This is a genomic window from Microbacterium sp. zg-Y1090 (assembly GCF_030246945.1).
In the GTDB taxonomy this organism is placed as follows: Bacteria; Actinomycetota; Actinomycetes; order Actinomycetales; family Microbacteriaceae; genus Microbacterium; species Microbacterium wangruii.
The window spans coordinates 2,868,621-2,893,171 of record NZ_CP126742.1 but is presented as its reverse complement, the minus strand read 5'-3'; the positions used below and the strand labels follow the sequence as shown (position 1 = coordinate 2,893,171).

General features: G+C 68.5%; 24 protein-coding genes and 1 tRNA gene. 15 read left to right on the top strand and 10 right to left on the bottom strand.

Annotation, left to right across the window (positions count from 1 at the left end):
* Nucleotides 1-49 precede the first annotated feature (49 nt).
* From QNO26_RS13530 to QNO26_RS13515, 4 genes are all read right to left on the bottom strand, one after another.
* Nucleotides 50-1,003, bottom strand: coding sequence for an L-lactate dehydrogenase (locus QNO26_RS13530; protein WP_257533733.1), 954 nt, complete (start codon nt 1,001-1,003; stop codon nt 50-52).
* A 59-nt stretch (nt 1,004-1,062) separates the two neighbouring features.
* Complete coding sequence (locus tag QNO26_RS13525) at nt 1,063-2,460, bottom strand: MFS transporter (protein WP_257533732.1); 1,398 nt, start codon at nt 2,458-2,460, stop codon at nt 1,063-1,065.
* A 513-nt stretch (nt 2,461-2,973) separates the two neighbouring features.
* On the bottom strand, nt 2,974-3,777 hold the full coding sequence (locus QNO26_RS13520) for an SDR family NAD(P)-dependent oxidoreductase (protein ID WP_257533731.1): 804 nt from the start codon (nt 3,775-3,777) through the stop codon (nt 2,974-2,976).
* 38 nt (nt 3,778-3,815) lie between these two features.
* On the bottom strand, nt 3,816-4,319 hold the full coding sequence (locus tag QNO26_RS13515) for a MarR family winged helix-turn-helix transcriptional regulator (RefSeq protein WP_257533730.1): 504 nt from the start codon (nt 4,317-4,319) through the stop codon (nt 3,816-3,818).
* 106 nt (nt 4,320-4,425) lie between these two features.
* On the opposite strand from QNO26_RS13515, the gene QNO26_RS13510 reads away from it, so the two are divergent.
* The 5 genes from QNO26_RS13510 (at nt 4,426) to QNO26_RS13490 (ending at nt 7,492) form a co-directional block, all read left to right on the top strand.
* Nucleotides 4,426-4,516: transfer RNA gene (locus tag QNO26_RS13510), tRNA-Ser, on the top strand.
* 416 nt (nt 4,517-4,932) lie between these two features.
* A complete protein-coding gene (locus QNO26_RS13505; RefSeq protein ID WP_257533729.1) occupies nt 4,933-5,337 on the top strand; it encodes a DUF898 family protein in 405 nt (134 codons plus the stop codon).
* A gap of 102 nt (nt 5,338-5,439) precedes the next feature.
* Nucleotides 5,440-6,675, top strand: a complete 1,236-nt coding sequence (locus QNO26_RS13500) for a hypothetical protein (RefSeq protein ID WP_257638651.1) — start codon at nt 5,440-5,442, stop codon at nt 6,673-6,675.
* A gap of 200 nt (nt 6,676-6,875) precedes the next feature.
* Complete coding sequence (locus tag QNO26_RS13495) at nt 6,876-7,214, top strand: hypothetical protein (protein ID WP_257533727.1); 339 nt, start codon at nt 6,876-6,878, stop codon at nt 7,212-7,214.
* Between the two features lie 5 nt (nt 7,215-7,219).
* A complete protein-coding gene (locus QNO26_RS13490) occupies nt 7,220-7,492 on the top strand; it encodes a hypothetical protein (RefSeq protein ID WP_257533726.1) in 273 nt (90 codons plus the stop codon).
* Nucleotides 7,493-7,763: 271 nt separating this feature from the next.
* Here the strand turns inward: QNO26_RS13490 and QNO26_RS13485 are convergent, their stop codons facing one another.
* Nucleotides 7,764-8,273 (bottom strand): hypothetical protein, encoded by a 510-nt coding sequence (locus QNO26_RS13485; protein ID WP_257533725.1) that lies wholly within the window; start codon nt 8,271-8,273, stop codon nt 7,764-7,766.
* A 535-nt stretch (nt 8,274-8,808) separates the two neighbouring features.
* Here QNO26_RS13485 and QNO26_RS13480 point away from each other — a divergent pair.
* The 5 genes from QNO26_RS13480 (at nt 8,809) to QNO26_RS13460 (ending at nt 13,098) form a co-directional block, all read left to right on the top strand.
* The gene (locus tag QNO26_RS13480; protein ID WP_257533724.1) at nt 8,809-9,189 is read left to right on the top strand and encodes a hypothetical protein; all 381 of its coding nucleotides are present in this window, start codon (nt 8,809-8,811) and stop codon (nt 9,187-9,189) included.
* A gap of 68 nt (nt 9,190-9,257) precedes the next feature.
* The gene (locus QNO26_RS13475) at nt 9,258-9,941 is read left to right on the top strand and encodes a hypothetical protein (protein ID WP_257638652.1); all 684 of its coding nucleotides are present in this window, start codon (nt 9,258-9,260) and stop codon (nt 9,939-9,941) included.
* Nucleotides 9,942-10,748: 807 nt separating this feature from the next.
* The gene (locus QNO26_RS13470; protein WP_257533722.1) at nt 10,749-11,147 is read left to right on the top strand and encodes a hypothetical protein; all 399 of its coding nucleotides are present in this window, start codon (nt 10,749-10,751) and stop codon (nt 11,145-11,147) included.
* 213 nt (nt 11,148-11,360) lie between these two features.
* The gene (locus QNO26_RS13465) at nt 11,361-11,687 is read left to right on the top strand and encodes a hypothetical protein (protein ID WP_257533721.1); all 327 of its coding nucleotides are present in this window, start codon (nt 11,361-11,363) and stop codon (nt 11,685-11,687) included.
* 118 nt (nt 11,688-11,805) lie between these two features.
* Nucleotides 11,806-13,098: a hypothetical protein gene (locus tag QNO26_RS13460; protein ID WP_257638653.1), complete on the top strand. Its 1,293-nt coding sequence runs from the start codon at nt 11,806-11,808 to the stop codon at nt 13,096-13,098.
* Nucleotides 13,099-13,220: 122 nt separating this feature from the next.
* Here the strand turns inward: QNO26_RS13460 and QNO26_RS13455 are convergent, their stop codons facing one another.
* Complete coding sequence (locus tag QNO26_RS13455; protein ID WP_257533717.1) at nt 13,221-14,087, bottom strand: hypothetical protein; 867 nt, start codon at nt 14,085-14,087, stop codon at nt 13,221-13,223.
* 207 nt (nt 14,088-14,294) lie between these two features.
* Nucleotides 14,295-14,864, bottom strand: a complete 570-nt coding sequence (locus tag QNO26_RS13450; protein ID WP_257533716.1) for a hypothetical protein — start codon at nt 14,862-14,864, stop codon at nt 14,295-14,297.
* 184 nt (nt 14,865-15,048) lie between these two features.
* Between QNO26_RS13450 and QNO26_RS13445 the strand changes: the two genes are divergently transcribed.
* Nucleotides 15,049-16,392 (top strand): 3-phosphoshikimate 1-carboxyvinyltransferase, encoded by a 1,344-nt coding sequence (locus QNO26_RS13445; protein ID WP_257638654.1) that lies wholly within the window; start codon nt 15,049-15,051, stop codon nt 16,390-16,392.
* A gap of 164 nt (nt 16,393-16,556) precedes the next feature.
* Here the strand turns inward: QNO26_RS13445 and QNO26_RS14495 are convergent, their stop codons facing one another.
* Together QNO26_RS14495 and QNO26_RS13440 are read right to left on the bottom strand one after the other, a co-directional pair.
* Complete coding sequence (locus tag QNO26_RS14495; protein WP_374679392.1) at nt 16,557-16,769, bottom strand: hypothetical protein; 213 nt, start codon at nt 16,767-16,769, stop codon at nt 16,557-16,559.
* Nucleotides 16,708-17,268 carry a GNAT family N-acetyltransferase gene (locus QNO26_RS13440; protein ID WP_257638655.1) on the bottom strand — a complete coding sequence of 187 codons (561 nt, stop codon included), beginning with the start codon at nt 17,266-17,268 and terminating at the stop codon, nt 16,708-16,710. Before QNO26_RS13440 ends, QNO26_RS14495 begins: the two co-directional genes overlap by 62 nt.
* Before the next feature lie 212 nt (nt 17,269-17,480).
* Here QNO26_RS13440 and QNO26_RS13435 point away from each other — a divergent pair, with 212 nt between their 5' ends.
* From QNO26_RS13435 to treS, 4 genes are all read left to right on the top strand, one after another.
* Nucleotides 17,481-18,380, top strand: coding sequence for a DUF808 domain-containing protein (locus QNO26_RS13435; RefSeq protein ID WP_257533713.1), 900 nt, complete (start codon nt 17,481-17,483; stop codon nt 18,378-18,380).
* A gap of 97 nt (nt 18,381-18,477) precedes the next feature.
* Nucleotides 18,478-18,642 (top strand): hypothetical protein, encoded by a 165-nt coding sequence (locus tag QNO26_RS13430; protein ID WP_257533712.1) that lies wholly within the window; start codon nt 18,478-18,480, stop codon nt 18,640-18,642.
* Between the two features lie 71 nt (nt 18,643-18,713).
* Nucleotides 18,714-20,879, top strand: coding sequence for an alpha-galactosidase (locus QNO26_RS13425; RefSeq protein WP_257638656.1), 2,166 nt, complete (start codon nt 18,714-18,716; stop codon nt 20,877-20,879).
* 79 nt (nt 20,880-20,958) lie between these two features.
* Nucleotides 20,959-23,253 (top strand): maltose alpha-D-glucosyltransferase, encoded by a 2,295-nt coding sequence (treS, locus tag QNO26_RS13420; protein WP_257638657.1) that lies wholly within the window; start codon nt 20,959-20,961, stop codon nt 23,251-23,253.
* 1 nt (nt 23,254) lies between these two features.
* Here the strand turns inward: treS and QNO26_RS13415 are convergent, their stop codons facing one another.
* The gene (locus tag QNO26_RS13415; RefSeq protein WP_257638658.1) at nt 23,255-24,496 is read right to left on the bottom strand and encodes a phosphotransferase; all 1,242 of its coding nucleotides are present in this window, start codon (nt 24,494-24,496) and stop codon (nt 23,255-23,257) included.
* Nucleotides 24,497-24,551 lie beyond the last annotated feature (55 nt).

Below are 24,551 nucleotides of genomic sequence, written 5' to 3'. Positions count from 1 at the left end.
GACAGCGGCGGCATCCGCCCCTCTCAGCGGCTCCCTCGCCGGCGGTGACTCACTCCCGCAAGTCGTCGGCCACGCGGCGCAGCGCGTCGGCCGAGCGACGGAAGAGCCCCAGCTCGCTGGGTGAGAACGAGGTCTCGCGAATGGGCTTGGCGCCCGCGGCGCTGATGATGGAGGGCACCGAGAGCGCGACGCCGGAGACGCCGTGGAAGTCGTCCAGAACGGCGGAGACCGGCATGACGGCGTGCTCGTCATGCAGGATCGCCTCGACGATGCGCGCACTGGTGATGCCGATGGCGTAGTTCGTGGCGCCCTTGCCCTGGATGACCTTGTACGCCGCGTCGCGCACGTCCACCGCGATCTGGTCGAGCTCGTCCACCGTCATGCGCGGGTGGCCCTCGGTCTCCCAATCGAGGATCGGCACCGTGCCGATGTAGGCCTTCGACCACAGCGGGAACTCGGTGTCGCCGTGTTCGCCCACGATGTACGCGTGCACGCTCGACGACGAGACACCCGCACGCTGGGCGAGCTTCCAGCGCAGGCGCGAGGTGTCGAGCACGGTGCCCGACGCGAAGATGCGCTCGGGCGGCAGCCCCGTCGCCTCCTGCGCCAGCACGGTCAGCACGTCGCAGGGGTTGGTGACGATGACGAAGACCGCCTTGGGGGCCACCTCGAGCAGCTGCGGCACCATCGTCCGGAGGATGTTGGCGTTGGTGCCGGCGAGCTCGATGCGCGTCTGCCCCGGCTTCTGCTTGGCACCCGCGGTGATGACGATGACGTGCGAGCCTTCGGCGACGGAGATGTCGGCGCCGCCGATGATGTCGCTCGTGCCCGTGAACTGGGTGCCGTGAGCGAGGTCGAGCACCTCGGCCTCGGTCTTCTCCGCCGCGATGTCGTACAGCGCGACGTGCCGAGCCGATCCGCGGATCAGCGCCGCGTAGGCGGTGGAGGAGCCGACGCTGCCGGCGCCGACGACGGTCAGTTTCGAATTCTCGATCACAGTCATGTGGCCAGTCTGGCAGGGGCGGATCCCGCTGACTACGGGTGCCGTGAACGGCGGTGTGTCTACGGGGATGTGGCCGCCGGGTCGTCCTCCGCGGTCGTCGCCGGACGAGGGGTGCGGATGCCGAGGAACGACACCACGCCGCCCGCAGCCATGAGCACGGCGGTCGCGACGGCCGCGCGGTGGAAGCCCGCCAAGTCGAGCGATCCGCCCACGATCGCGGCCAGCGTCGCGATGACGATGAGTCCGGCGACGCGGGAGACGGCGTTGTTGACCGCCGAGGCGATGCCCGAGCGGGCGGGCTCGATCGCCCCGAGGATCGCCGCCGTCAGGGGCGACACGGTCACCGCCAGGCCGAGTCCGAACACGATCATGCTGGGCAGCACCTGCCACCAGTAGTCGAAGTCCTCCGACACGGTGAGAAGCAGCAGCGACCCGGCGGCCATGAGGAAGGGGCCCACCGTCATGAACAGGCGCGGACCCAGCCGCCCCGCGAGCGCTCCCATCCGCGAGCTGAGCAGCACGAGCAGCACCGTCGTGGGGATGCTCGCCAGCCCCGCGAGGGTCGCCGAGAGTCCTGCGCCCTGCTGCAGGTACACCCCGACGACGAAGCCGTTCAGCGCAAGCGCGCCGTAGATGAACGCGGTGGCCACGTTCCCCGTCCAGAAATTGCGCACCCCGAAAAGGCCGAGGGGGAGGATCGGATGCCGCGCCGTGCGCTGCCGCCACAGGAACGCGGCGAACAGGGTCACGCCGACCGCCAGCGGCATCCAGATCGCGGGCGAGGCCCAGCCGAGGTTCGGCTGCTCGATGAGCGCGAAGACCATCCCGCCGAGGCCCAGGGTGCATAGCGCCGCACCGATCCAGTCGATGCCGGCATCCTCTCGCCGGGTGTCGCGCAGCTCGAGCCGGGGGAGCAGCCAGAGCGTGACGGCGATGGGGACGACGTTGATGACGAACGCGAAGCGCCATGAGAGGTAGTCGACGAACAGGCCCCCCACGAGCGGGCCGGCGATGGTGGCGGCGGTCGTCAGCGCCGTCCACACCCCGATCGCGTGCGCCTGCAGTGGGCCGCGCATGCTGGACGTGATGAGGGCGAGCGAGCTTGGCACGAGGAACGCGCCCGCGGCGCCCTGCACCGCTCTGGCCACGATGAGCAGCAGCGGGTCGGGGGCGAGGGCGATGGCGACGGATGCCACGCCGAAACCGATCAGCCCGATGCGCATGACCAGGATGCGCCCGAAGGCGTCGCTGACCGAGCCCGCCAGCAGGATCAGCGAGCCGAGGGTGATGAGGTACGCGTCGACCGTCCACTGCTGCGTGGTGAGGCCGCCGCCGAGTTCCCGGCCGATGGCGGGGAGGGCGACGTTGACGATGCTGCCGTCGAGGAAGGCGACGAACGAGGCGAGCACCGCGATGGTGACGACGAGGCGCTGCTGCCGGTTCATGGTCTCGGCCATGCCGACACGCTATCCCTCGCGCGGGTCGCGCGCGGGCTTGGGTTGAGCCGCGGGGGTCCGGTGCGCGCGCTGCTCGTGTGTCGCGTATGGCGGGTGTCGCCGGGCTCGGACCCGCCGTTCGTGACACCGGAGCGGCGCGGGGTCGCGCGGGCCGCGCCGGGTGCGCCGGGGGCGGCGGTGGGCGGGCGGGCGCCCGGGGGTCGCTCGTGTGTCGGGAATCGTGGGTGGGCGGGGGCGTGACCCGTTATTCGTGACACCGGAGCGGCGCGCGATCGGGCGGGCGCGCCCGGCGGGCTGCTCGTGTGTCGCGGATGGTGGGTGTGCGGGGGTGCGACCCGCGGTTCGTGACACCGGAGCGGCGCGGGAGCGGCGCGCGGAGGCGCGGGAAGGGCGGGCGCGGAGGCGCGGGAAGGGCGGGCGCGGCGCGGGAAGGCGCGGACGTCGGGCGCAGGGGAAAGGCGGGGGATGCCCGGGGGGTGGCATCCCCCGCCTGGTCCTGTCGGCCCGGGCGGGTCAGTGCTGCGGGTCTGCCCAGCTCCAGATGTCATCGCCGCGCAGCGACGCGTCGGCGCCGCCGTCGTCGTAGATGACCTGGCCGGCGAGGTGGGTGTTCTCGGGGCCGGTGAGCCAGATCAGCAGGTACGCGATCGACTCGGGGGACTGGTGGTAGTTCAGCGGCATGGGCACCGCGGCATCCACCATCGCGGCGCCTTCGGGCGTCTTCAGCAGCTCGGCGGTCATCGGGGTGATGACTGTGCCGGGGGCCACCGCGTTCAGCGGGATGCCGGCGCCGGCCCAGGTCGGAGTGACGGACGCGCGACGCACCCAGCGCGACAGCGCCCGCTTCGAGGACGGGTAGACGAGATACCCGATCTGCGGGCCCTGCGCGGCCAGTCCTTCAGCGATCTCCAGTGCACGCGGCTCGTCGCCTGCGAGGGCCGCCTCGACCATCTCGGGCGAGTTTGGCTGCAGGGACGCCATCGACGAGACGACGGCGGCGCGGGGCGCCTCGGACTTCTGCAGTGCCGGCAGGAGGGCCTCGAGCAGCTCGGTGACACCGAAGTAGTTGACCGAGATCGTTTTGGCGATGGGCGCCGAGATGCCGGCGCAGGCGATGACGGCGTCGATGGTGCCGCCGGCGAGGTCGATGGCCTTCTCGGCGGCCTGGGCGCGACCCTCACGGGTGGAGAGGTCCGCCTCGATGTCGGCGTTTCGCAGGTCGATGCCGATCACGCGCTCGCCCCGCTCCTGCAGGATGCGCGCGGTCGTGGCGCCGATGCCGGATGCTGATCCGGTGACGACATAGGTGCGGGGCATGGTTGCCTCCTTTGTTCCGGGCCCGGGTGGGGCCGTCTTCAGGCCGACGGATGGTCGGACGTGGGTGCAGCGGGCTGATCGGCGTCGGCTCCGATCGCGGCTTCGACGAACCGCGAAGTGAGGTGTGCGAAGCGGCTGCGCTCCGCGGCATCCCACCCCTGAAGCGCCTCGTCGACCATCTCGCGGCCGCGCTTCACCAGCAGAGCGAAGACATGCTCGCCTTCCGGAGAGAGCGCGACGATGCTGGCACGCCCATCGTCCCGGTCGGCGGATCTGGTCACGAGGCCCGCCGCTTCGAGCCGGGCGAGCTGCTTGCTCATGGTGGGCCTGGTCAGTCGCAGATCGGCGGCAAGGTCGCCCGCGCGCATCGGGCCGACCAGGCCCAGGGTATAGACGGGGCGGATGTCGCCGGCATCGATGCTCAGTCCCGCTTCACGGGCGACTGCAACCTGCCGCGTGAGGGTGGCCCACTGGGCCATCAACTGTGTCAGCGACGTCAGGAGGACCGCCTCGGGGGTGGGGTCCGCCGTCGTCCCGTCCATGATCAGATTCTACGCGCAGTAGTTGCCTCAGGCAATTAAGTTGAGGCTGTCCTTGCCCGGGCGGCTCGATTGGCGGCGGTGGCCCGTCTCGCGTACGATTGTCCGCGGTGACGTGTCCGAGCGGCCGAAGGTGCAACTCTCGAAAAGTTGTGTAGGGTAACCCCCTACCGTGGGTTCAAATCCCACCGTCACCGCCACCGAAACCCCCGCAGATCCCCTGGAAACACCGGGATCGCGGGGGTTTCGTCATTGGGTCGTGGCTGCAGCGGTAACGCAGCGGTAACGCTTTGTGGGGACCTGCCTCCGATACTTCGCAATAGCGTCGGCTCGACGCATCGCGGGGATGCTGTCGTACGAGTCGCGCTCTCCGAGCTGCCAGTTCCCTTTGTCGATGATGTGCTCTCGCCCCAAATGGCGCCTGCTCGCGCGAATGCCCGAGTTCAACACCTCCCGGTGGCGCACCTCGGCCGACATCCGGCCGATAGTCCCTCCTGAGCTTCCGGCTCAGACGATGGCCACCTCCGCAAAGCTGCGGGGGCGGCCGCGGCGCAACACCCCGGCAAAGCTGCCGGTTACCCGATGGCGCTCGCGCCTCTCGACCCGAAAGAGAACCATGACCACTCCTGAGATCCAGCCGCCCGTGGTGGCGCCCCACGCCGCCCAGCGCAACTCGTTCTCGCCGGCTGCTCCGGCCGCCACGCAGCTGCACTTCGGCTTCGACGGCGGAGCCGCCACCTGGCTCGGCGTCGGCATCGGCGGCTTCCTGATCACGGTGTTGACTCTCGGCATCTGCTACCCGTGGGCGGTCGTGATGACCTACCGCTGGAAGTGCAAGCACACCTACGTCAACGGTCGCCGCCTGCGCTTCACCGGCTCGTCGGTGGGTCTGTTCGGCATGTGGATCAAGTGGTTCCTGCTGACGCTCATCACCTTCGGCATCTACAGCTTCTGGGTGTACCCGCGCCTGCAGAAGTGGATCGTCGAGCACCAGGAGATCGATCCCGCCAACGCTCGCTGAGCCAAGGCCGCAGACCCGCCTCTCCGCTGACGGGGGGCGGGTCTTCACCCAGGGGCAGCCGCAGCCCCAACTGCCACCAAGCCCCCAACCCCAGGAACCCACATGAGCACCTCGAGTAACGACGCTGAGCCGTCGACCTCACCCCCATCGTCCAAGCTGCCCCGCTTGAGCGCGCATGTCCCGAAGCCGGTCTGGATCACCCTCGGCGTCGGCTTCGCCATCCTCGCGTTGGTGCTCGCGCTCGTGCCCGTCGTCGGTGGGGCCATCGCCCGGAACAACGCCACAGAGGAACTGAACCGCGCCACCGGCGCCGTCATCGCCGCCCACGACGCGCACGCGGCAGCCGAAGAGAAGCTGTTCGACGCGCGCATGAGTGCGAGCGCTGCGCATGACGAGACGGCACGCTTCGTCAAGGAAACCCGCGGAGACCTGCTGAGCGACCCTTCAACCCTCGAAACGCTCGCGGCGTCGTTGGCCCAGCTGCTCGACGTCGCCAGCCTGGAGCTGGACGACGCTGGCGCGCCGGTCGCGCCTGAGCAGCCGACCCCTCAGCCCGCGGCAGAGACCCGGGAGGCCCCGGACAGCACCGACGAGATCCGCACCCTCGCCGAGGAGCAGCTCGGTCTGGCAGCCGAGCTCCAGACCCGGACCGCCTCTCTCCGCGAGGCGGCCGAGGCGATCGACGAGCACCTCGACTCGCTGCAGCCGCTCACGGATGCCGTGCTCGCTTCCGCATTCGAGTACGGCTCGGCGCTCTCCGGCATGGAAAAAGCCGACGAGGCGTCACGCCAGGGCTTCAGCGCTGCGGTGAAGGCTCTCGGCGACCAGGAGACACCAGCCGCCGAGCGCTTCGCTGGGTACCGGGGAGCCGCCGACGCCATGAAGGCGTCCCACGACGCCGCGGTCGCCGCCGAACAGGCCGCAGCCGAGGAAGCCACCCGCCAGGCACAGGGCCGAAGCGATTCCTCTGGGAGCGGCGCCACCAACCGCGGCGGAAGCGCCGGCGGGTCCTCCGGAGGTGCGACCGGCGCCGGCTCAGCTGGAGGAGCGTCTGGTGGTTCTTCTGGTGGCGGTGGTGCTCCTGCGCCGGCGCCTGCTCCCGCGCCAGCGCCTGCTCCCGACAGCGGCTACATAGATCACGGTGCAGTCAAGACGCCCGCGAAGTTCACCACGGGCGCGAACTACGTCGCCTACGACCAGTGCGACGCGATCTTCTACGCTTCACACCAGGTCGGATGGGGTGGCACGTCCACCAGTGGTGGCTCGATGGGCGCTCTGGGTGCCCCCTGGTCGGCAACGGTCAGCGGCGACACCGTCAGGTATTACCTCTGCGGCTGACGGGTCTCCATCAGCGCCGCCGCAGCACCAGAAGCCGCCCCGAGAAACACGCCGGGGCGGCTTCTGGTCCTTCTTGCCCGCAATGCCCCTGTCCGAGCCTTCCAGTAGCGTTTCACGACCCGCCTCTTCCCGCTCGTTTACGAGCGCCGGAGCGGGTCTCTGCCCGCCGGAAGGCGCGGCATCTCAGCAGAGGAGTCCTCATGTCCGAGATCACATTCGGCAGATACAAGACCTCGATCTTCATGATCCCCGGCCTCGACGAGCTCAACGACGAGTTCGTGGCGGTCCTGCGCGATCCCATGCGGGACAGCGTCGCGCGTACGGACGCTCACGTCCCGGTGCTGGAGGATGTCCTCAAGCGCTACTTGAGCCACGACCAGATTCCGCTTCGCTCGGACACGCCGGCGGCGCGGGGCGCCTGGACGGCTCTCGAGGCCGCTGCCGATCGAGCCTTCGGTTACTTCGAGGCGCTCAGCGGAGATTATCTACCCCCCGAGAGCGAGCGGCTGGCTCAGACTCGCGACGGCAAGGGGCATTGAACCCGATGAGCCTATTCGACCTCGAGGACGACCTCATGTTCGGGCTCTACCCGGTGTCGACTGCGAGGGAACTGCTGGACCGGAATGAGGTCCCCCTCGAGCTGGCCCCGGAAGGCTCGATCGTGATGATGATCGTCGAGAGATCTGCCCTCGACGTCGACCAGTGGAGCGAACAGCAGAACGGCGACTGGCAACTCGCGGAGCATGTGCGGCGCGTTCCCAGGCGAAACATGCCGAAGGAGTTCGAGAGCCACACCATTCTTCGACTCGATCAATAGGGAGCAGAGTCCCGACCCGCTCTACGCCGAGGCGAGTGTGCGTGTCGTCGAAAAATGGCGGCGGGCGCGAGACGCGGCGTCGAATCGCGTCTGAACTGGGCGCGGTGGTAGCCAGACCTCCCCGGTCACGACGATCTCGCTACCACCGCACCGGTACCCGCGCGATCTGGTCCTGAACGACCGGACGGTGTCCGTGTGATGCGCTGCTCGGTCATACTCATATGCGTGACGCCGCCCCCGCGTGAGAGCAAGTGCCGGCGCCCTGCAATCCTCATCGCAGGACGATGATCTGGTACCGGTGGGGAGCTGCAGAGATGAACGCCTCAGCGTTTGCGACCGCCTCGGCCTCCGTGAAGAAGGCCTTTCCGATGGGAGCGGTTGTTCCCCACTTCTCGCCGATGCCGGCATCGTTGTAGCCCACGACGATGATCGTGCGACCCGTCTTGGACTCCTGCTCCTCTTTGAGTCTCAGTCCCGCTGAAAGCGAGGGCGAGAGCGCTTCAGGGTGACTGTTAGCTTTGAGCTCCACCACCCTGGCATTGAGCGTGTCAACGACGGGCTGAGGCAGCGGCTCGTCGGGGACGATCAACACGTGCTCCCCGGACGGCAGCTGGTATGCCCGTGGCTTGGAAGCCATGTACGCGTTCTCGTTCAGCTCTGCGGCCGTCTCTGCATCGAGGATGTCGCCGGCTTTCGCGTCGGCAGGCAGGAGCTCGCCCTCGCCCTCGCCCTCGGCGTCGGCGTCGGTCTCCTCGGGAGCTGCGGTCTCAAGCTGGGTCACGGAACTGGGCTCCGGCTCACTTGTCGTGGCAGCCGCACTGCAGCCCGTCAGGACGAGGGCCGCGGCGAGAGCGAAGGGTGCGGCGGGAAATAAGAGCCTTCTCATGAGCACAGTCTGGCCCACCCCACCGTCACCGTCCCGCGCCGCCCGGCGCCCCGTCTGGGGGGGGGGCGAAGCGCCGGGTGTCAGCGTGCGCCCGCAGAACGCGGGGATGGCGCGCGCCGATATGCGGTTCCGAGCACTGCCGGACGGGGGGACGTCCGACCTGCTGCAGAGACCTAGCCAGGAACGTTGCCACACGAGGGGCGTGCCGGGCGAGCGTGGGGGACGCTCATCCTGCCGTCCCGGCCAGCATCCACGCTACCTCGTCGCCAGCCCGCCGGAGGCCGTCGGGCACCTGTTCCCCGTTCACTGCCGGCGACCCGCCGGATCCGTGAGACCACCCGCCCGCAGTGACCGTAGAGTGGGCCCCCAAGGATGACTATCAGGTGGAACTAGGGTGTCTTTTCTGGTGGTACGGGGGTATCATTGACGCATGGAGACGCTCACCCCCACGGCAGCACACGATCGCACGATGCGGATGGACATCCATGACATCGTGCGTGAGCTGAACGGTGCGCTCGGCCCGACGCTGGTTGCCGCTCTCGCCGGCTCGAAGGACCGCAAGCTTCCGATCCGCTGGGCGAAGGAAGACGGACCCGAGCCCCGCGTCGAGGCCTCCCGCCGGCTCACCTTTGCCCACCGTCAGTGGTTGCTGCTGGCCGCCGCCGACGGCGAACACGTCGCGCGCCAGTGGTTCATCGGGAGCAACCCGCAGCTTCACGAAGACACTCCCATCACCGCCATCCGCGAGGATCGGCGCAACGACGTCGCCGCGGCAGTGAAAGCCTTCATCGAGGGCTCCGCGGCCGCGTGAGTACAGGTCGCACCTGCAGCCGGACCGGGCTGCGGATCCTCGACGCCGGCGGCGCAACCGGATTCCGTGTGGGCAAGCGCGAGTACGATCCGCTCTCCGCCGCTCCTCGCACCGCAGGTGACTCGAGGGAGTACTGGAACCGGTACGACGCCCCCGGCCAGACGTTCTACATCGCCGAGACGACCGAGGCTGCGTACGCCGAAGTTCTTGCACCCTTCAAGCGTGCGCTCGGAGCGACAGACAGCCTCGCCAAGGATGGGGAGTCCCTCGAGATGTCCGTAGAGGAGTTCGTCGAGGAGGTCGCCCGCGAGTGGTCAGAGCTCGACTTCATGGGCCTGGGTGCCATCCCAGCTGGATGGCGCTTTGACCGCGGCATCGTCCGCGTTCACCTGCCCACCGGTGCTGCGCTGGTCGACATCGAGCATCCTGACTCAATCGCCGCGATCGAGCGGATGATGTCGGCGGAGCTGGCGACGCTCGGTCTGTCGCAGCTGACCACAGGTGTGCTCCGCGGGGAGGACCGCGTCGTGACGACCGCGATCGCGGCGACGGTGAAGCATGTCAGGCTCGACGACGGCTCAACGCCTCTCGGGATTCACTTCGGGAGCAAGCACGGGGCCGCCTGGTGCAAGGCCATCTGGCTGGATCACCCGCTCGCGGGAGATCTCATCGTGCTCTCGCCAGAACCGATCCTCGTCACCGACGACGCGCTGCGCACGGTCGCAGATCGCTTCCGCATCCGCGTGTTCTGACCGCCGGTCGCCCACGTCGGCCCGGTCACCCTTGCCACCGCCGTGCCGCCGGGCGATCGCCGCCACCTCGATCCGCCGCGGAGGTACGACATGACGACCCGCACGACTCCTTCCACCGCGACGCCGGCATGCCCGACGTGCGGGACGTGGCGATGCTCCGCGTGCTCGCACACCCGGGCCTACGCGAATCGCTTCTCACAGACCCCGCAATCGTGCTCATCCTGCGGCAGCGGCGAAGGATCCATGCTGCCGGTGACTCACCGCCCCGGTCGCGCGGACGACCACGCCTCGAGCTGTGCCGCGCTCGTGCGCTCAGGCATCACGGCCCGCTACCCACTCGAGTAGTCACCGCGGGTCGCACCCGGGGCCGTCGTGCGCCCGCTCGATCACGCACGTGCTCAGCCCCATCTCACTTCAAGGGGTCTGTACTTAGGCCGCGATAATCACACTTATCCCGACTATTCGGCGAGAGCCCCATCTGCCCGGGGACGATGTGGCGGCACATCCTGTCGCACGAGGCGCCCCGCGATCGGGCACCACACCGGGCAGGGCGAACGGTCAGGGCGGCTGTCAGCCGATCGAGGCCGAGAGATCGAAATCTGGACCACTAAATGCCGGGCAGCCCTCCCGCAGGCGGAGCCGGGGAATCGCGCTGGTCGGCCGCATACGGCGGGTGCGAGCGATAATCCCTGCCGCCAGCCGCGCACGTCGCGCCAAGAGCGGGCATATGTGCGATCGAGGACCCTGCTGCGCATTCCCGGGTGAGCACCCTTGCGGGTTGGGCGGACGTCTTGTGAGGATTTCGGGATGAACACCATAGAGCAGCGCCTGGCGGCACCACTCGACACTTCTCGACGCACGGCGCGTACGTCGTGGGCTCCGCTGATTGTCACTGCGGTGCTCACGACTCTCTTGCTCGGGGTCAGCGGCTTTCTCTTTGGGACCGTTCAAGGTGACATTCCTTGGCCTGCCACACCAGCAGAAGAGACGGTGTACTACACGGCGCGCGGGCTCGGGTGGGGAGCCGCCGCGGTCGCCTTCGCGGGAGCGATCACGGTCGCAGTGTTCCCTCCGAGCCTCACCCGTGGTGTCCGGTGGTTCTGGGGCGTGGTCACGCTCATCGGGTCAGGATTCGTGGGCGCCATCGCTTTCTTCACCGCATACGCGTTCGCCCAAGCGAACTACCTCTTCGCATTCACTTCCTGAGTCGAGCGCGGTAGGCACCCGTCGGCGCCGACCGGCGGCACGTTCACCAGCCCCGGTGCAGATGCGAGCTGCTCATCGGCTCGCTCGGCACGTCCGCTCAATCAGACCGCACCGAAGAACACCGCCCGTGGGAGGACCCCGCTACGAACGTGGCGGCTGTCAGGGCGCCATTCTGGCTGCGCGCGATAGCGTCGGATTGAGCCGGGAGGTCAGATGCAAGCCGAGTGGGACGAGTCCTTCTTCGAGGCCGAGTCGGAGGACGCATTCGTCTACTGGGTGTGCTTTTGGACTGGGGACGATGTTGAAACGCCGGCGCAGCACAACCCGCAGCGAGTCTCTGGTGCCGACTCGGTGGAGGAAGTCCTCGCCTGGATTTCCCGCGAGAGAGGCGAACGAGGGTTCGAGCTGTTCGTCGAAACCGTCGAGTACGCGGAGTCGCGCGACGTCGGCTGGGCACCTCACCGCAAGCTTGTTCGTCTGGCTGGCAACTTTCGTCCTGCCAACGCCCAGGTGACGATCCCTCTGATTCGAGCGCACTGACGATCCTTGCCGGTGCGCCCGGAGCACGACCGGCATCCGCGCGATGTGCGCCGGTCGACTTGGTACTTCGCGGCGCCAATCGCGCGGCTACGACCGTGGCGATCACTAGAGTGACCACATGACCACTCCGGGCAAGCGCGCCGACGAAGTTTTCGGCGTATCACAACAGGTCCGCGACGATTCGTACGTAGATCGAGCTGGGCTGGACGCGACGGTAGCAAAGTATCTGCGCAGAGACGTGCATATCTCCCTACGGGGCCCGAGCAAAAGTGGAAAGTCCTGGCTACGACAGCTGGCAGTCCCGGATGCCATTGTGGTTCAGTGCCGCCTCGACAAGACAGCCGAAGACCTCTATAAGGAAGCGCTGGGGGCTCTGGGGATAAACCTTGTAATCCGGGAGACGAAAGGCGGCAACTTTGCGGGTCACGTTGAGTCGTCCGTGACGCTGGGGCAGTCGCTCATCTTGAAAGTGGCCGGGAAGCTTGGACTGTCTTACACGAGGTCCGAGGAATTACAGCTCGAGCCCGTCAGTCAGGACGTCAACGACCTTCGCTTCGTCGCAGAACTGCTAAACGAGAGCGGTCGGAGGCTCGTGATCGAGGACGTTCACTACCTCTCGCATGAAGAGCGTCGGCGCCTCGCGTACGATCTCAAGACTTTCTGGGACTTCGGCGTCTTCGTCATCATCGTCGGCATCTGGAGTCAGCAGTCACTCATCGACCTGAACCCCGACCTGAGCACGCGAGTCCGCGAATTCTCGCTCAGCTGGACGCAGGACGACCTTCTTCGAATCATCGACAAGGGGCAGAGCGCGTTGAACCTGTCTATCGATGCTCAGGTAAAGCAGAAGCTCGTCTCCCATGCTTACGGAAATGCCGGCCTGCTCCAAGCGCTGGCGCTCGGGTTGCTGGATGAGGCTGGCTTTGATGTCAGTGCTCCCGAAGTGTTCGAGGTTTCCGACGCGAATCTGTTCGATAGTGCCGCCATGGCGCTCGCTGAAAGCCTGAACCCGCTCTACCAGTCCTTCGCAAAACGGACGTCGGCGGGAATCCGAACACGCCAGAACAGCACCGGTATCTACGCTCACACCATGGCTGTGATACTCGATTCGGACGACGACAAGTTGATCAACGGCATTCACGCACGCACGATCTATCGTGAGGCGCACGCTCGTGAAAAGCGCATCCAGCAGCCGAATCTCAAGACGATCTTGCGACACCTTGACAGCCTTCAGATCGATCAGGATGGGCGCGGTCTCGTCGTCACCTATGACGAAGGCCAAGAGGAGGTTAGTGTCGTCGATCTTCAACTCCTCCTGTACCGCAAGTTCAGCACAGTCAAATGGCCCTGGGAGGAGATCGTGCAAGAGACGGACGGGCGGGACGCCTACCAAGCTGACCTGCTGTTCTAGCTTCGGAGCTCACCTAGTCCCCGCCACGCCCGATCAAGGATCGATGGTCGGCGAAGGCCGCTAGGGAAGGCGACGATGCGGCGCCAGCTCGTTGCTCGGCGCTCGCTGAATCGGTGCACGGATCATCGGCCATCGGCGGAGGCGACCTGTGCCTCGTCGATGTCGAACGTTTTGAATCCCCCGGCGGGAGTGGCGTCGCTAAAGGCCGCCATGTTCTCAAGATGGTGGCGGATGAAGAACTCGGTGTAGACCATCCGGCTCCACAGCGACTGCCTGCCGCCGTTGAGGGTGAAGTCCGCCCAAGCGCGAATCTCCGGAGCGATGACAACGCCCGTGAGGTCTGCGGCAACGTCGAAGCGCGAGATTGACTTGCTAGTAATGAACCGGCCCACAGCGAGCTCACCTTCGATGTGACTGTATGGCCGAACAGTCTCGTCGAAAGTTGCCGTGACCCCCTGCGGTACCCGAAGTCGAATGCGATGCTCGTCCACTCGCCCGATTCCTACGTGGGCCGCACGGTGTCGATCGGTGCGTGCCAGTTCGTGAACCCAATAGGTCAGATTGCTCTCTGGTCCGTACGGGGATCGGTAGGGCTGTGCCTTCTCAAGCTTGTCGAGAATCTCGACGGGCACCCCGGACAGCCGCTTGCGCTGGTCAACGAACTCTCCGGGCGTCGAACAGATCGGGTACTGGATGCGTTCGGCTTTTGGCGGGGGGTTCTGGCCGGTCGCCGCCGCGACCCAGGCGTAAAGTCCGTTGTCCAGCGCGGCTCGTAACGCAGAAAGCCAGTCGCTGAAAATCATTGAAAGCTCAATCGGCGCCGGCTCACGCATGACCGCGAGAATCTCGAACTCCCGCTCGCCCGTCTCACGGACGTCGATATCCCACGGGTGCACCGCGATGTAGTCCGCCCACGCCTTCGAAAATTCGCGGCGTCTGGCCCCCGCCCGATCAATGCGGGCGAAAGCTAGGTCGAATAGTTCTTGCACGATGCCAGGCTATGAGCCTTCGCCGACATTGATCTGAACAGCTGCACGAGTATGTGTCATCTGTTGGAGTGTGCGAAGCGGTCCGCTGGCCGTGCACTGCCCGAATGCGGATAGCGATCGGACGGACTGAGACCCGCCCGCGAGGCCCCGCTTTCGAGTACCGCCCGCCAAGGGATGGCCCCCGGCGGGTCGGCGAGTGGCGGCTGCTCAGGGAAGGGTCGATCGCCCACCGCGGTGCTTCTTGAGCGCCTCGGGGGATGGCCACGTTCCTAGCCCCGGGAAGTAGCGGCCGGTCTCCTGGAGCCACCGGTCAAAGCTGGGGATCCGAATTCTGCCAGCGCGTCGCGTAGACGACTCTTCGCGCCAATATCCGACACCGGCGAGCACGAGCGTGAGGTAGTCGGCGGCAAAGTCGATCCAATGGCGGTCAGGGTTGAAGAACTCGCGACAGTCGTCGACCGGAATTCTGTCAGCATGACCAAGGCCAGTAGCTTCACCTAGCGCGGCCCGCAAGCTGCCTTCTAGGTGCGCCCACTGCCGCGGCATTGCGGAGCGCTCGGCCTGCGCGGTCGCCATGCAATTGATGACTGCCGTCGCCCACGTCGTGGTATCCGTGGCGATATCCCGCTGCTGCAGCAACCTACTGATGGGTAATAGCGCATGGATGAGTGCCGTCCCGCTGGCATGGCGGCGGCTCCATCGAAGCTGCGACTCCGTCATCTTTCCTGTAACGAGCGCAGCCGAGACAGCTCCTGCTGCGGATACGACGTCTGTCATCGTGACCTCCCGAGCGAATCATGCAACGGACATCCGACATCCGCGATGCGGCAAAGCAAACGGAGTCGGAGACGCATCGCATCGGCACCGCACGCGAAGGCGCCGCCCACGCGCACTGCCCGTTTACGGATGGCGCCGAACGGGGGTCTTTCGCAACTCACCGGCGTTCCCTATGGTGCGTGGCATGGACAACGCACAGCTATCTCCAAGGTTCATCGCCTCTCCGGCTGAGTGGAGGGCCCCCCAGGCCGCGGGGCCCTTGGATGGCGTGGTCGCTGTGCCGGGTTCGCAGGCGCAGACCTATCTCGAAATCGTTCTTGCTGCCAGTGCAGAGGGCTCAAGCCTGCTGATGCGGCCGTTGCATTCTGACTTTTTGGCGGGCGTGATCGAGACCTCGCGCGTGCTGGGCGTGGATATCCGGGAGGTCGCCGGTACTGGGCCTTTCGGCCCGGATCTGGTCGTCGATCCCTCCGCTGCGCTCGCCACCGATGCGGTGGTGAGCATCACCGAGCCCGACGGCGTTGCCCCCGTCGCTTTCGCCGTCGCCGGCCGTGCCTCGGGCAGTGTAACCGTGGAAATTCACGAGAGCCGGTCGCACCGTCCGCTGGGCGAGGTGATCAAGGTTCTCCGCAGCATCGGTTGTGACCTCAACGACGCGGGCACATGGACTGTGCCGCTGACCGTGCACGGGCGCGGACACATCCGGGGGGGCCACGTGGAGATCGACGTCAACCGTTCATCCATGCTTGTCTCGACGCTGCTGCTGGCCGCTCCGCGGTTCGACGTCGGTCTGACGCTCCGCCACGTCGGCCAACCGCTGGGAAGCCTCCCCGACATCGCCATGACCGTCGAAGCACTCCGCCGGCGCGGCGTGTACGTCGACCAGCCGACACCTACCGAGTGGATCGTTCCCGGGGGGCCGGTACGGGCCAGAGCCGCGACCATTGAGCCCGATCTGTCACTTGCGGCACCGTTCGTCGCCGCCGCGATGATAGCCGGCGGTCGCGTATCCGTCCCAGGGTGGCCCGCTCATTCCGCGCAGCCAGCCTCCCGGCTCGCCGAGATTCTGGTGCTGATGGGCGCACGCGCACGCCGCCGGGGCGGAGCTTTGACTGTCACCGCTGGTGCCGAGCGCATCATCCGCCGCGCGCGCGTCGATGTGTCGGAGATCAGTGAACTCACCCCCATTCTGGCCGCCATCGCCGCCTTCGCGGACGGGCCGTCGACATTCACCGGAGTGAAGCCCCGCACCGGGAACGAGAGCACACACATCGACGCACTCGTAGACAACCTTCGTGCGATCGGCGGTGAGGTGGAGGAATTACCAGACGGCATCCGCGTGGTTCCCCGCCCCCTGACCGGCGGGGTTTGGCGAGCCGACCATGACTACCACGTCGCCACCGCCGGAGCCCTGATCGGACTTGCTGTACCCGACGTCACCGTCGACGACATCGGTTCGGCGACTGGGGACCTGCCCGAGTACACGAAGTTGTGGGAGCGATTGGCGCGCGGTTCCCGTGCCCGATAGCGGTCCATGAGCAAAGAAGAACGGCTGACGGGCGTGAGAACAGCTGTCATGACATGCCGCGAGATCGCCAGCCCTCCGGGCCCGGGACTTCGCCGCCTCACCGCGCTGAGCGGACCGCTCATGCTGCTGCGGGTCGCTGTCGTCGCTTCTGTCACGGGACCGGGTCACGTCCACGAACACGTGGAAAGCACCAGCAGATAGCCATCCGGGTCCTTGAGCGTCACGCCGTGCTCGTCCCAGTACGGGTTCCGTGAGGCGCCCCGCGAGCCGCCCGCCCTTTCAATCCGTGCAATGAGTTCACTGTCTACCGGCCCCTCAAAGTAGAGAACTAGGAGGGCTTCGTCGGTCGGTGTCGGGACGATCTCGGAGTCCCGCACGATCGCCAGGTGCCACCAGAGGCAGTTCGAAGCACAGCGACGTGGGCATCGACGCGACGTACGGCTCGTACACGGGGATCGGCGTGAACCCCGCGGCCGTGTACAGCGCGATCGATTCGGGCTGCGGCTTCCCGGTCTGCAGGATGACGCGTCGTGCGCCCTCCGCGCGCGCTCGTTCGATCACCGCGGTCGTCAGAGCCCGACCGACACCCCGGCGCCGTGCCACGGCGGGCACGATGAGTCGCTTGAGCTCGACGTCCACGCCGAGGCGGCGCAGCATGACGTGCCCGAGCGGCGTGCCGTCGTCATCGAGCGCGAGGAAGGTCGCGATGACGTCGTCGGGGCGCACGCGCAAGGCCTCGCGGCGCGCCGCGGTGAGTTCCGGATCCTCGCCGGACGTCACCGGCCCGTACCGAACGGTCAACTCGTCGTCCAGCATCCCGCGCAGCCCGACGGCGCGCGCGTCGTCGACGGGGACCTCCTCGATGCGCACAGTCACTTTCCCATCCTGCAGCGCACGCGTCCTCGACGTCGACCGTGCGGATGCCGCGGGGTGGCGGCATCCGCACCGATCCCCTCCGCCAGCCGCTCCGCCCGCCCCCGCGGCACGTCGAGAGTTCCGCCCGCGAAGGGATATCCTCGCTCGGGGCCTTCAGCGCCCCCGTGTCCGGCGCGTCGCCGCCACGCCCCTTCGGGAAGAGAAGGTCACACATGTCGGTCGGACTCCTCGCCGTCGTCGACGACATCCTGACGGCCGCACTCAAGGCCAGCGCCAAGACGGCCGGCGTCGTGATCGACGACGCCGCGGTCACGCCCCAGTACGTGCAGGGCATCACCCCCGCCCGTGAACTGCCCGTGGTGTGGAAGATCGCCCTCGGCAGCCTCGTCAACAAGTTCGTCATCATCATCCCGATCGCTCTGCTGCTCACGGCGTTCGCGCCCTGGGTGCTGCCGTTCCTGCTGATCATCGGAGGCGGCTTCCTCTGCTTCGAGGGCGCTGAGAAGGTGCTGGAGTGGTTCGGCCGCGAGCACGCGCACGCCGACGACGAACCCCGCGACGAGAAGAAGCTCGTGCTGGGTGCGGTGCGCACAGACCTCATCCTCAGCACCGAGATCATGCTCATCGCCCTGGCGAACCTCGACCCCGATTTCGGCATCTGGATGACGCTCGGCGCGCTGGCCGTCATCGGCCTGGCCATGACGATCGTGGTCTACGGGGCGGTCGCGCTGCTGGTCAAGATCGACGACGTCGGGCTGCGGCTCATGAAGAGCGCCTCGCGCCGGGTGCGGCGCACCGGCGCCCGGATCGTCGCCTCCATGCCCGCCGTCTTCCGGGTCATCAGCGTCATCGGCACCGTGGCGATGCTGTGGGTCGGTGGTCACCTCGTGATCGCGAACCTCGCCGAGACTCTCTGGACGGGACCGTACGACCTCGTGCACCTCGTGACCCACGCGATCGAAGCCGCGGGTCCCGTCGTGGTCTGGGTCGTCGACACGCTGATCTCCGCCGTCTTCGGTCTCGTGCTCGGACTGCTGATTTTCCTCGTCGTCACGGGCATCTCCCGCCTGCTGAAGCGCCCCGCGGCCACCGAGTCGCACACGACCTCGTAGGGCGTTGCGAAGACCCCGCCCGCGTCTGGGTGGGTGTCAACCCGGTTGAGCGGAGGCCGGCTGCGCCGCACCCTTGACGCAATCCCAGGAGGACACCATGAGCGATCTGAACAAGCCCCACGAGCACCACGCCGATGACGCCGTCGCCGACGACCTGGCTCCCACGGATGCCGTCACGGACGAGGTGCGCGAAGACGCCGCGAGCGCGCAGCACGTGGCCGGCGGCGACGAGCCCGACGCGCCTGCGGCGACCCACCCGTAACGGTCAGCAGCGGGCGCACCGGGGGAGGGGCGCGTGCGGCGACCGCCGCGGTTTCGGCTAGAAATGACTGCATGCCCGACACCGCCGCCGCCGTCTCGTCCGCTCCGCTCGCCAGCGCGGCATCCGAGGTCATCCACCTGCGGCGCGGCGGGACCAGCGTCGTGGTCGACCTCGGCGCGGAATCACCGGCCATCGTCCACTGGGGCGAGGACCTGGGCGATGCGCCGGTCGCGACCCTGCAGTCCCTCGCGCGCGCCGCGCGGCTGCAGCGGGTCTCGGGGGGTCTCGACAGCACCGCCCGGCTGGGCGTGCTCACCACCGCCGCCGCCGGCTGGCTCGGCACCCCCGCGCTCGAGGGCCACCGCGATGGGCAGAGTGTCAGCGCGCGGTTCACGCTCGCCGACGCCCGGGCGACGGCGCATGAGCTGCGGCTCGACTTCGCCGACGACGAGACCGAACTGAGCGCGCGGGTCGAACTGAGCCTGGGCGTGTCCGGCCTCGTGCGCAGCCGCATCGCGGTGCGCAACGAGGCGGACGCGCCGTACACGGTGCAGGCGCTGCACGCGACGCTGCCGCTGCCGTGGGATGCCACGGAGATCTTCGACACGACCGGCCGTCACCTGCGGGAGCGCTCGGGACAGCGCCACGACCTCACCTTCGGCACGCACCTGCGGGAGACCCGGCGCGGCCGTCCCGGAGCCGACGCCACCCTGCTGCTCGCCGCGGGCACCCCCGGGTTCGGGTTCGAGCGCGGGCGGGTGCACGGCATCCACCTCGCCTGGAGCGGCAACCAGCGCGCCTTCGCCGAACGGGTGCCGACCGGGGAGTCGTTCCTCGGCGCCGGCGAGCTCTACGCCCCCGGGGAGATCCGGCTGGCACGCGGCGAGGAGATCGTCTCGCCGGTGCTGTTCGGATCGTGGGGGGACGGCCTCGATGCGCTCGCCGCCCGCTTCCACGACGAGTGGCGCGCCCGCCCGCAGCATCCGCGCCGGCCGCGCCCGATCACCCTGAACACGTGGGAGGCGGTCTACTTCGACCACTCTCTGCCCAAGCTCACCGCGCTCGCCGATGCCGCCGCCGCGCTCGGCGTGGAGCGCTACGTGCTCGACGACGGCTGGTTCCGCGCCCGCCGCGACGACACCGCCGGACTCGGCGACTGGTTCGTCGACACCGGCGTCTGGCCCGACGGGCTGCACCCCATCGTCGACCACGTCAGGGGGCTCGGCATGGAGTTCGGGCTCTGGTTCGAACCCGAGATGGTCAACCCCGACAGCGACCTCGCCCGGCAGCACCCCGACTGGCTGCTGCGCGGCCGCGTCGAGCTGCCGCCGTCGGCGCGCCAGCAGCAGGTGCTCAACCTCGCCCATCCCGAGGCCTACGCCTACATCGCCGGGGTCATCGGGGCGATCCTCGACGAGTACCCGATCGCGTACGTCAAATGGGACCACAACCGTGATCTGGTCGACGCGGCCGCGGGCCCGGGTGGCGCCGCGCAGGTGCACGCGCACACGCTCGCCGTCTACCGGCTGATCGACGAGCTGAAGGCCGCTCGTCCGGGCCTCGAGATCGAGAGCTGCGCCTCGGGCGGCGCCCGCGTGGACCTCGGCATCCTCGATCGCACCGACCGCATCTGGACCAGCGACTGCCTCGACCCGGTGGAGCGCCTCGAGAATCAGCGCAACACCGGTCTGGTGGTGCCGCCCGAGATGATGGGCATGCACCTGACGACCCCGCACGTGCACTCCACCGGCCGCACCGTCGCGCTGAGCATGAGCGGCGCGGTCGCCCTCTTCGGGCACTTCGGCATCGAGTGGGACGTCACGACGCTCACCGAGCCCGATGCGGCGGCCGTCGCGGAGTGGGTGGCCCTGGCCAAGCGCGTGCGTCCGCTCGTCGCCGCCGGCCGGGTCGTGAACGTCGACGTCGCCGATCCGGGGCTCGACGTGCGCGGGGTCGTCGCCGCCGATGCGGCCTGCGCATTCTTCACCGTCACCCAGACGCAGTCGCTCATCTCGTCGCCGACGGGGAGGGTGCGGATGCCGGGTCTCGACCCCGATCGCACGTACCGCGTGCGCATCGTCACGCCCGGCGGCATCGTGCAGGAGCCGGCTCAGTCGCCGCTCGACTGGGCGCACCACGACACGGTGCTCACCGGGCGCCAGCTGGCCCTCGTCGGCGTGCGCCCGCCCGTGCAGAACCCGCAGCAGGCGACCGTCGTCGAGATCACCGCCGCGTGAGCGGCGGCGCTCCATAGTTGCTCCCGGCACTGAACGCCAGTCCTCGTTTCCGGATCGTCTCGTCCCCTAGCGTGGGACGATGCCGAGCGACGACTTTCGGCCGGAGGACCTCTACACCGGCCCCATCGACCTGACCGGAGTGAACCCCGAGGGCGACGACGAGCCCGACGCCGACAAGGTCGAGATCAGCTACGACGAGCAGCGCTACCCGGCGCGTCCGAAGCGGCTGCGCCCGCGCGACCAGTTCCGCGGCGGGAGCGTGCGACGCATCAAGACCGACCCCCGCACGGCCAACGGCACCAACCCGTCGTACGTCGAGTGGCTGGTGCGGCAGTCGATGCTGAAGGATGCCGACGTGCTCGCGCGCCAGCTGGCGGGCCAGCCGGCCATGTGGCGCAACCCCTACGCGCGCCCCGACGCCCGGCGGGCGATCTCGACGACCGACGTGTGGTTCACGGCGTACCCCATCTCTCTGATCACCCGCCCCGGTCAGTCGTTCCTGGCCGCGCTCGGCGACGAGGACCTGTGGACGGCGTTCGAGCGCATCGGCATCAACGCCATCCACACCGGTCCGGTCAAGCGCGCCGGCGGCATCGCCGGGTGGCGGGAGACGCCGAGCGTCGACGGGCACTTCGACCGGATCAGCACCGAGATCGACCCGGCGTTCGGCACCGAGGACCAGTTCCGGGCCCTGTGCGACGTCGCCGACAGTCACGGCGGCAGTGTCATCGACGACATCGTGCCGGGTCACACCGGCAAGGGCGCGGACTTCCGCCTGGCCGAGATGGGGTTCAAGGACTACCCCGGCATCTACCACATGGTCGAGGTGCCGCCCGAGGACTGGGGTCTGCTGCCCGATATCCCCGAGGGCGTCGACAGTGTGAACCTCGACCCGGCGACCGAGCAGGAGCTCGAGAGCCGCGGCTACATCATCGGCGCGCTGCAGCGCGTCATCTTCTACACGCCCGGGGTGAAGGAGACCAACTGGAGCGCGACGGCACCGGTGATCGGCCCCGACGGCATCACGCGCCGGTGGGTGTACCTGCACTACTTCAAGCAGGGCCAGCCCTCGATCAACTGGCTCGACCCGACCTTCGCCGGCATGCGTCTGGTGATCGGCGATGCCCTGCACTCCCTCGGCGAGCTCGGCACGAGCGCCCTGCGCCTGGATGCCAATGGCTTCCTGGGCGTGGAGAAGAGCGCCGGCGGGCCCGCGTGGTCGGAGGGGCACCCGCTCTCGCACGCCGCGAACCACATCATCGCCGGCATGGTGCGCAAGGTGGGCGGCTTCACCTTCCAGGAGCTCAACCTCACGATCGAGGACATCCGCGACACCGGCGCGGTGGGAGCCGACCTCTCCTACGACTTCATCGGGCGCCCCGGCTACCACCACGCGCTCGCGACGGGCCAGACGGAGTTCCTGCGCCTGGCGCTCACGACGTCGCTCGAACTGGGCGTGCAGCCGGTGCAGCTCGTGCACGGCATGCAGAACCACGACGAGCTCACCTACGAGCTCGTGCACTGGGCGACCCGCCACGCCGACGACCTGTACCGCTTCCGCGGGGGCGAGATCTCCGGTGGCGAGCTCGCCGAGGTGGTGCGCGCCGAGCTCACCGAGAGCCTCACCGGAACGGCCGACTACAACCGGGTCTTCACGCAGAACGGCATCGCGTGCACGACGACATCCCTCATCGCCGCGACGCGCGGGATCGCGCGCCTCGACGACATCGACGATGACGACATCCCGGCCATCCGGGACGCCCATCTGCTGCTCTGCGCGTACAACGCCTGGCAGCCCGGCGTCTTCGCGCTGTCCGGGTGGGATCTGGTGGGTATGCTCACCATCCCGGGCGAGGAGATCGCCGACCTGATCGCCGCCGGCGACACCCGCTGGATCGAGCGCGGCGCCCACGATCTGCTCGACGTCGACCCGCAGGCCACCCGCTCCGCGGCGGGGATGCCGCGGGGGCGCGCCCTGCACGGGCCGCTGCCCGCGCAGCTGGACGACCCGGCGTCGTTCGCCTCACGCCTGGCCGCCATCCTCGACCTGCGGCGGGAGTCGGGCATCGCCACCGCCACCCAGGTGGACATCCCCGAGGTCGCGCATGCGGGCATGCTCGTGCTCGTGCATCGCCTCGACGAGGGGGATGCCGAGGCGGAGGAGCCGATCCAGGTGACCGTGCTGAACTTCGCCGCCGAGGCCACGGAGGGCACCGTCAGGTCGGACCAGCTCATACCCGGCAGTGAGGTCGTCGACGCGGCCTCGGGCGAGACCGTCGGGCGGGTGGACGATCTGCGGAGCTTCTCGGTCGCGCTGCCGGCCTACGGCGCGATGTTCCTGCTGCTCACGCCGCCGGCCGTCGACGCCGAGTGACTCAGGCCAGGGCGGCGTCGATGCCGGCCAGCGGCACGGGCAGCCAATCGGGGCGGTTGCGCGCTTCGTACATGGCCTCGTAGACCGCCTTGTCGAGCACCAGCGCCTTCAGCAGCAGGGTGTCCAGGTCGACCGCGCCCAGCGCGGCCGCATAGGCGTCGAGGAACGCCTCGCGACAGGCCGCAGCCCACGCGCCGGCATCGGCGTCGCCGGCGACGGCGCTGGCGTAGTCGAACGACCGCAGCATGCCGGCGACGTCGCGAGGCGCCAGATCCGGGATCGCGCGCTCGTGCATCGGCCGCAGCGGCTCGCCTTCGAAGTCGACCACGCGCCATCCGCCCTGGGGGACCGCGAGCACCTGCCCGAGATGCAGGTCGCCGTGGATGCGCTGCAACCGCGGCCAGGGCCGCTCGAGCGCCGCCTGATAGACGGCGTCGATCGCCGGAAGGCGCTCCGCGACCGCGGGCACCTCGGCTGCCGCGGTGGCCAGGCGCTGGCGCCAGGTCGCCGCCGTGGCCGCCACCTCGGGAGTGCCGGCATCCACGGTCTCCAGGGTCGCGCCGAGGGCGCCGTGCACGGCGGCGACGGCGATGCCGAGATCCCGCGCGGCCTCGGTGAAGTCCCGCCGGTCCCGTGCGGCCTCCAGGGCGACCTCCCAGCCATCGCGCACGCCGGGCAGGAACTCCTGAGCGAACCCGAGGGTTCCGCGGGCGACGCCGGACGCGCGCCCCGCGTCGGGCCATTGCGCATCGAGGCTCCCGAGGAACTTCGGGACGTACGGCGACTGCGCATCGCTCAGCACGCGCTGCATGGTGACGTCGGGGTTCTCGCCGTGGTGCAGCGTGCGGAAGAGCTTGAGGATGATCGTGGGTTCGCCGTCCTCGTCGAACACGATCGACGTGTTGGACTGCTCGCCCGAGAGCACCCGAGAGCCGGTCACGCGGCTGACGTCGACCCCCATGTCGGCGAGCATTCCCACCGCGAAATCGGGGTGCCGGGTCGCATCGACGAGGTACCCGTCGTCGGTGCGACAGGCGACGGCATCGGAGGGCGAGGAGGACGCGACGAGGGTCAACGGCACGTGGTAGAGCGCCGGCAGTGAACCGGCGTCGTCCATGAGCAGGTAGCGCGTGGCGCCGGGCACGGGCTGCGCGTCGAGGATGCGGAAGCGCGGTGCGTGACTCTTGCCGGCGAACCACCGCTGCTGCGCCACCCAGGCGCTGAGGTCATCTGTGAAGTCCACGCTTCACCCTCGCGCGTTTCGGCGCCGGGGCGAAAGGGGTGGACGTGCGGCACGG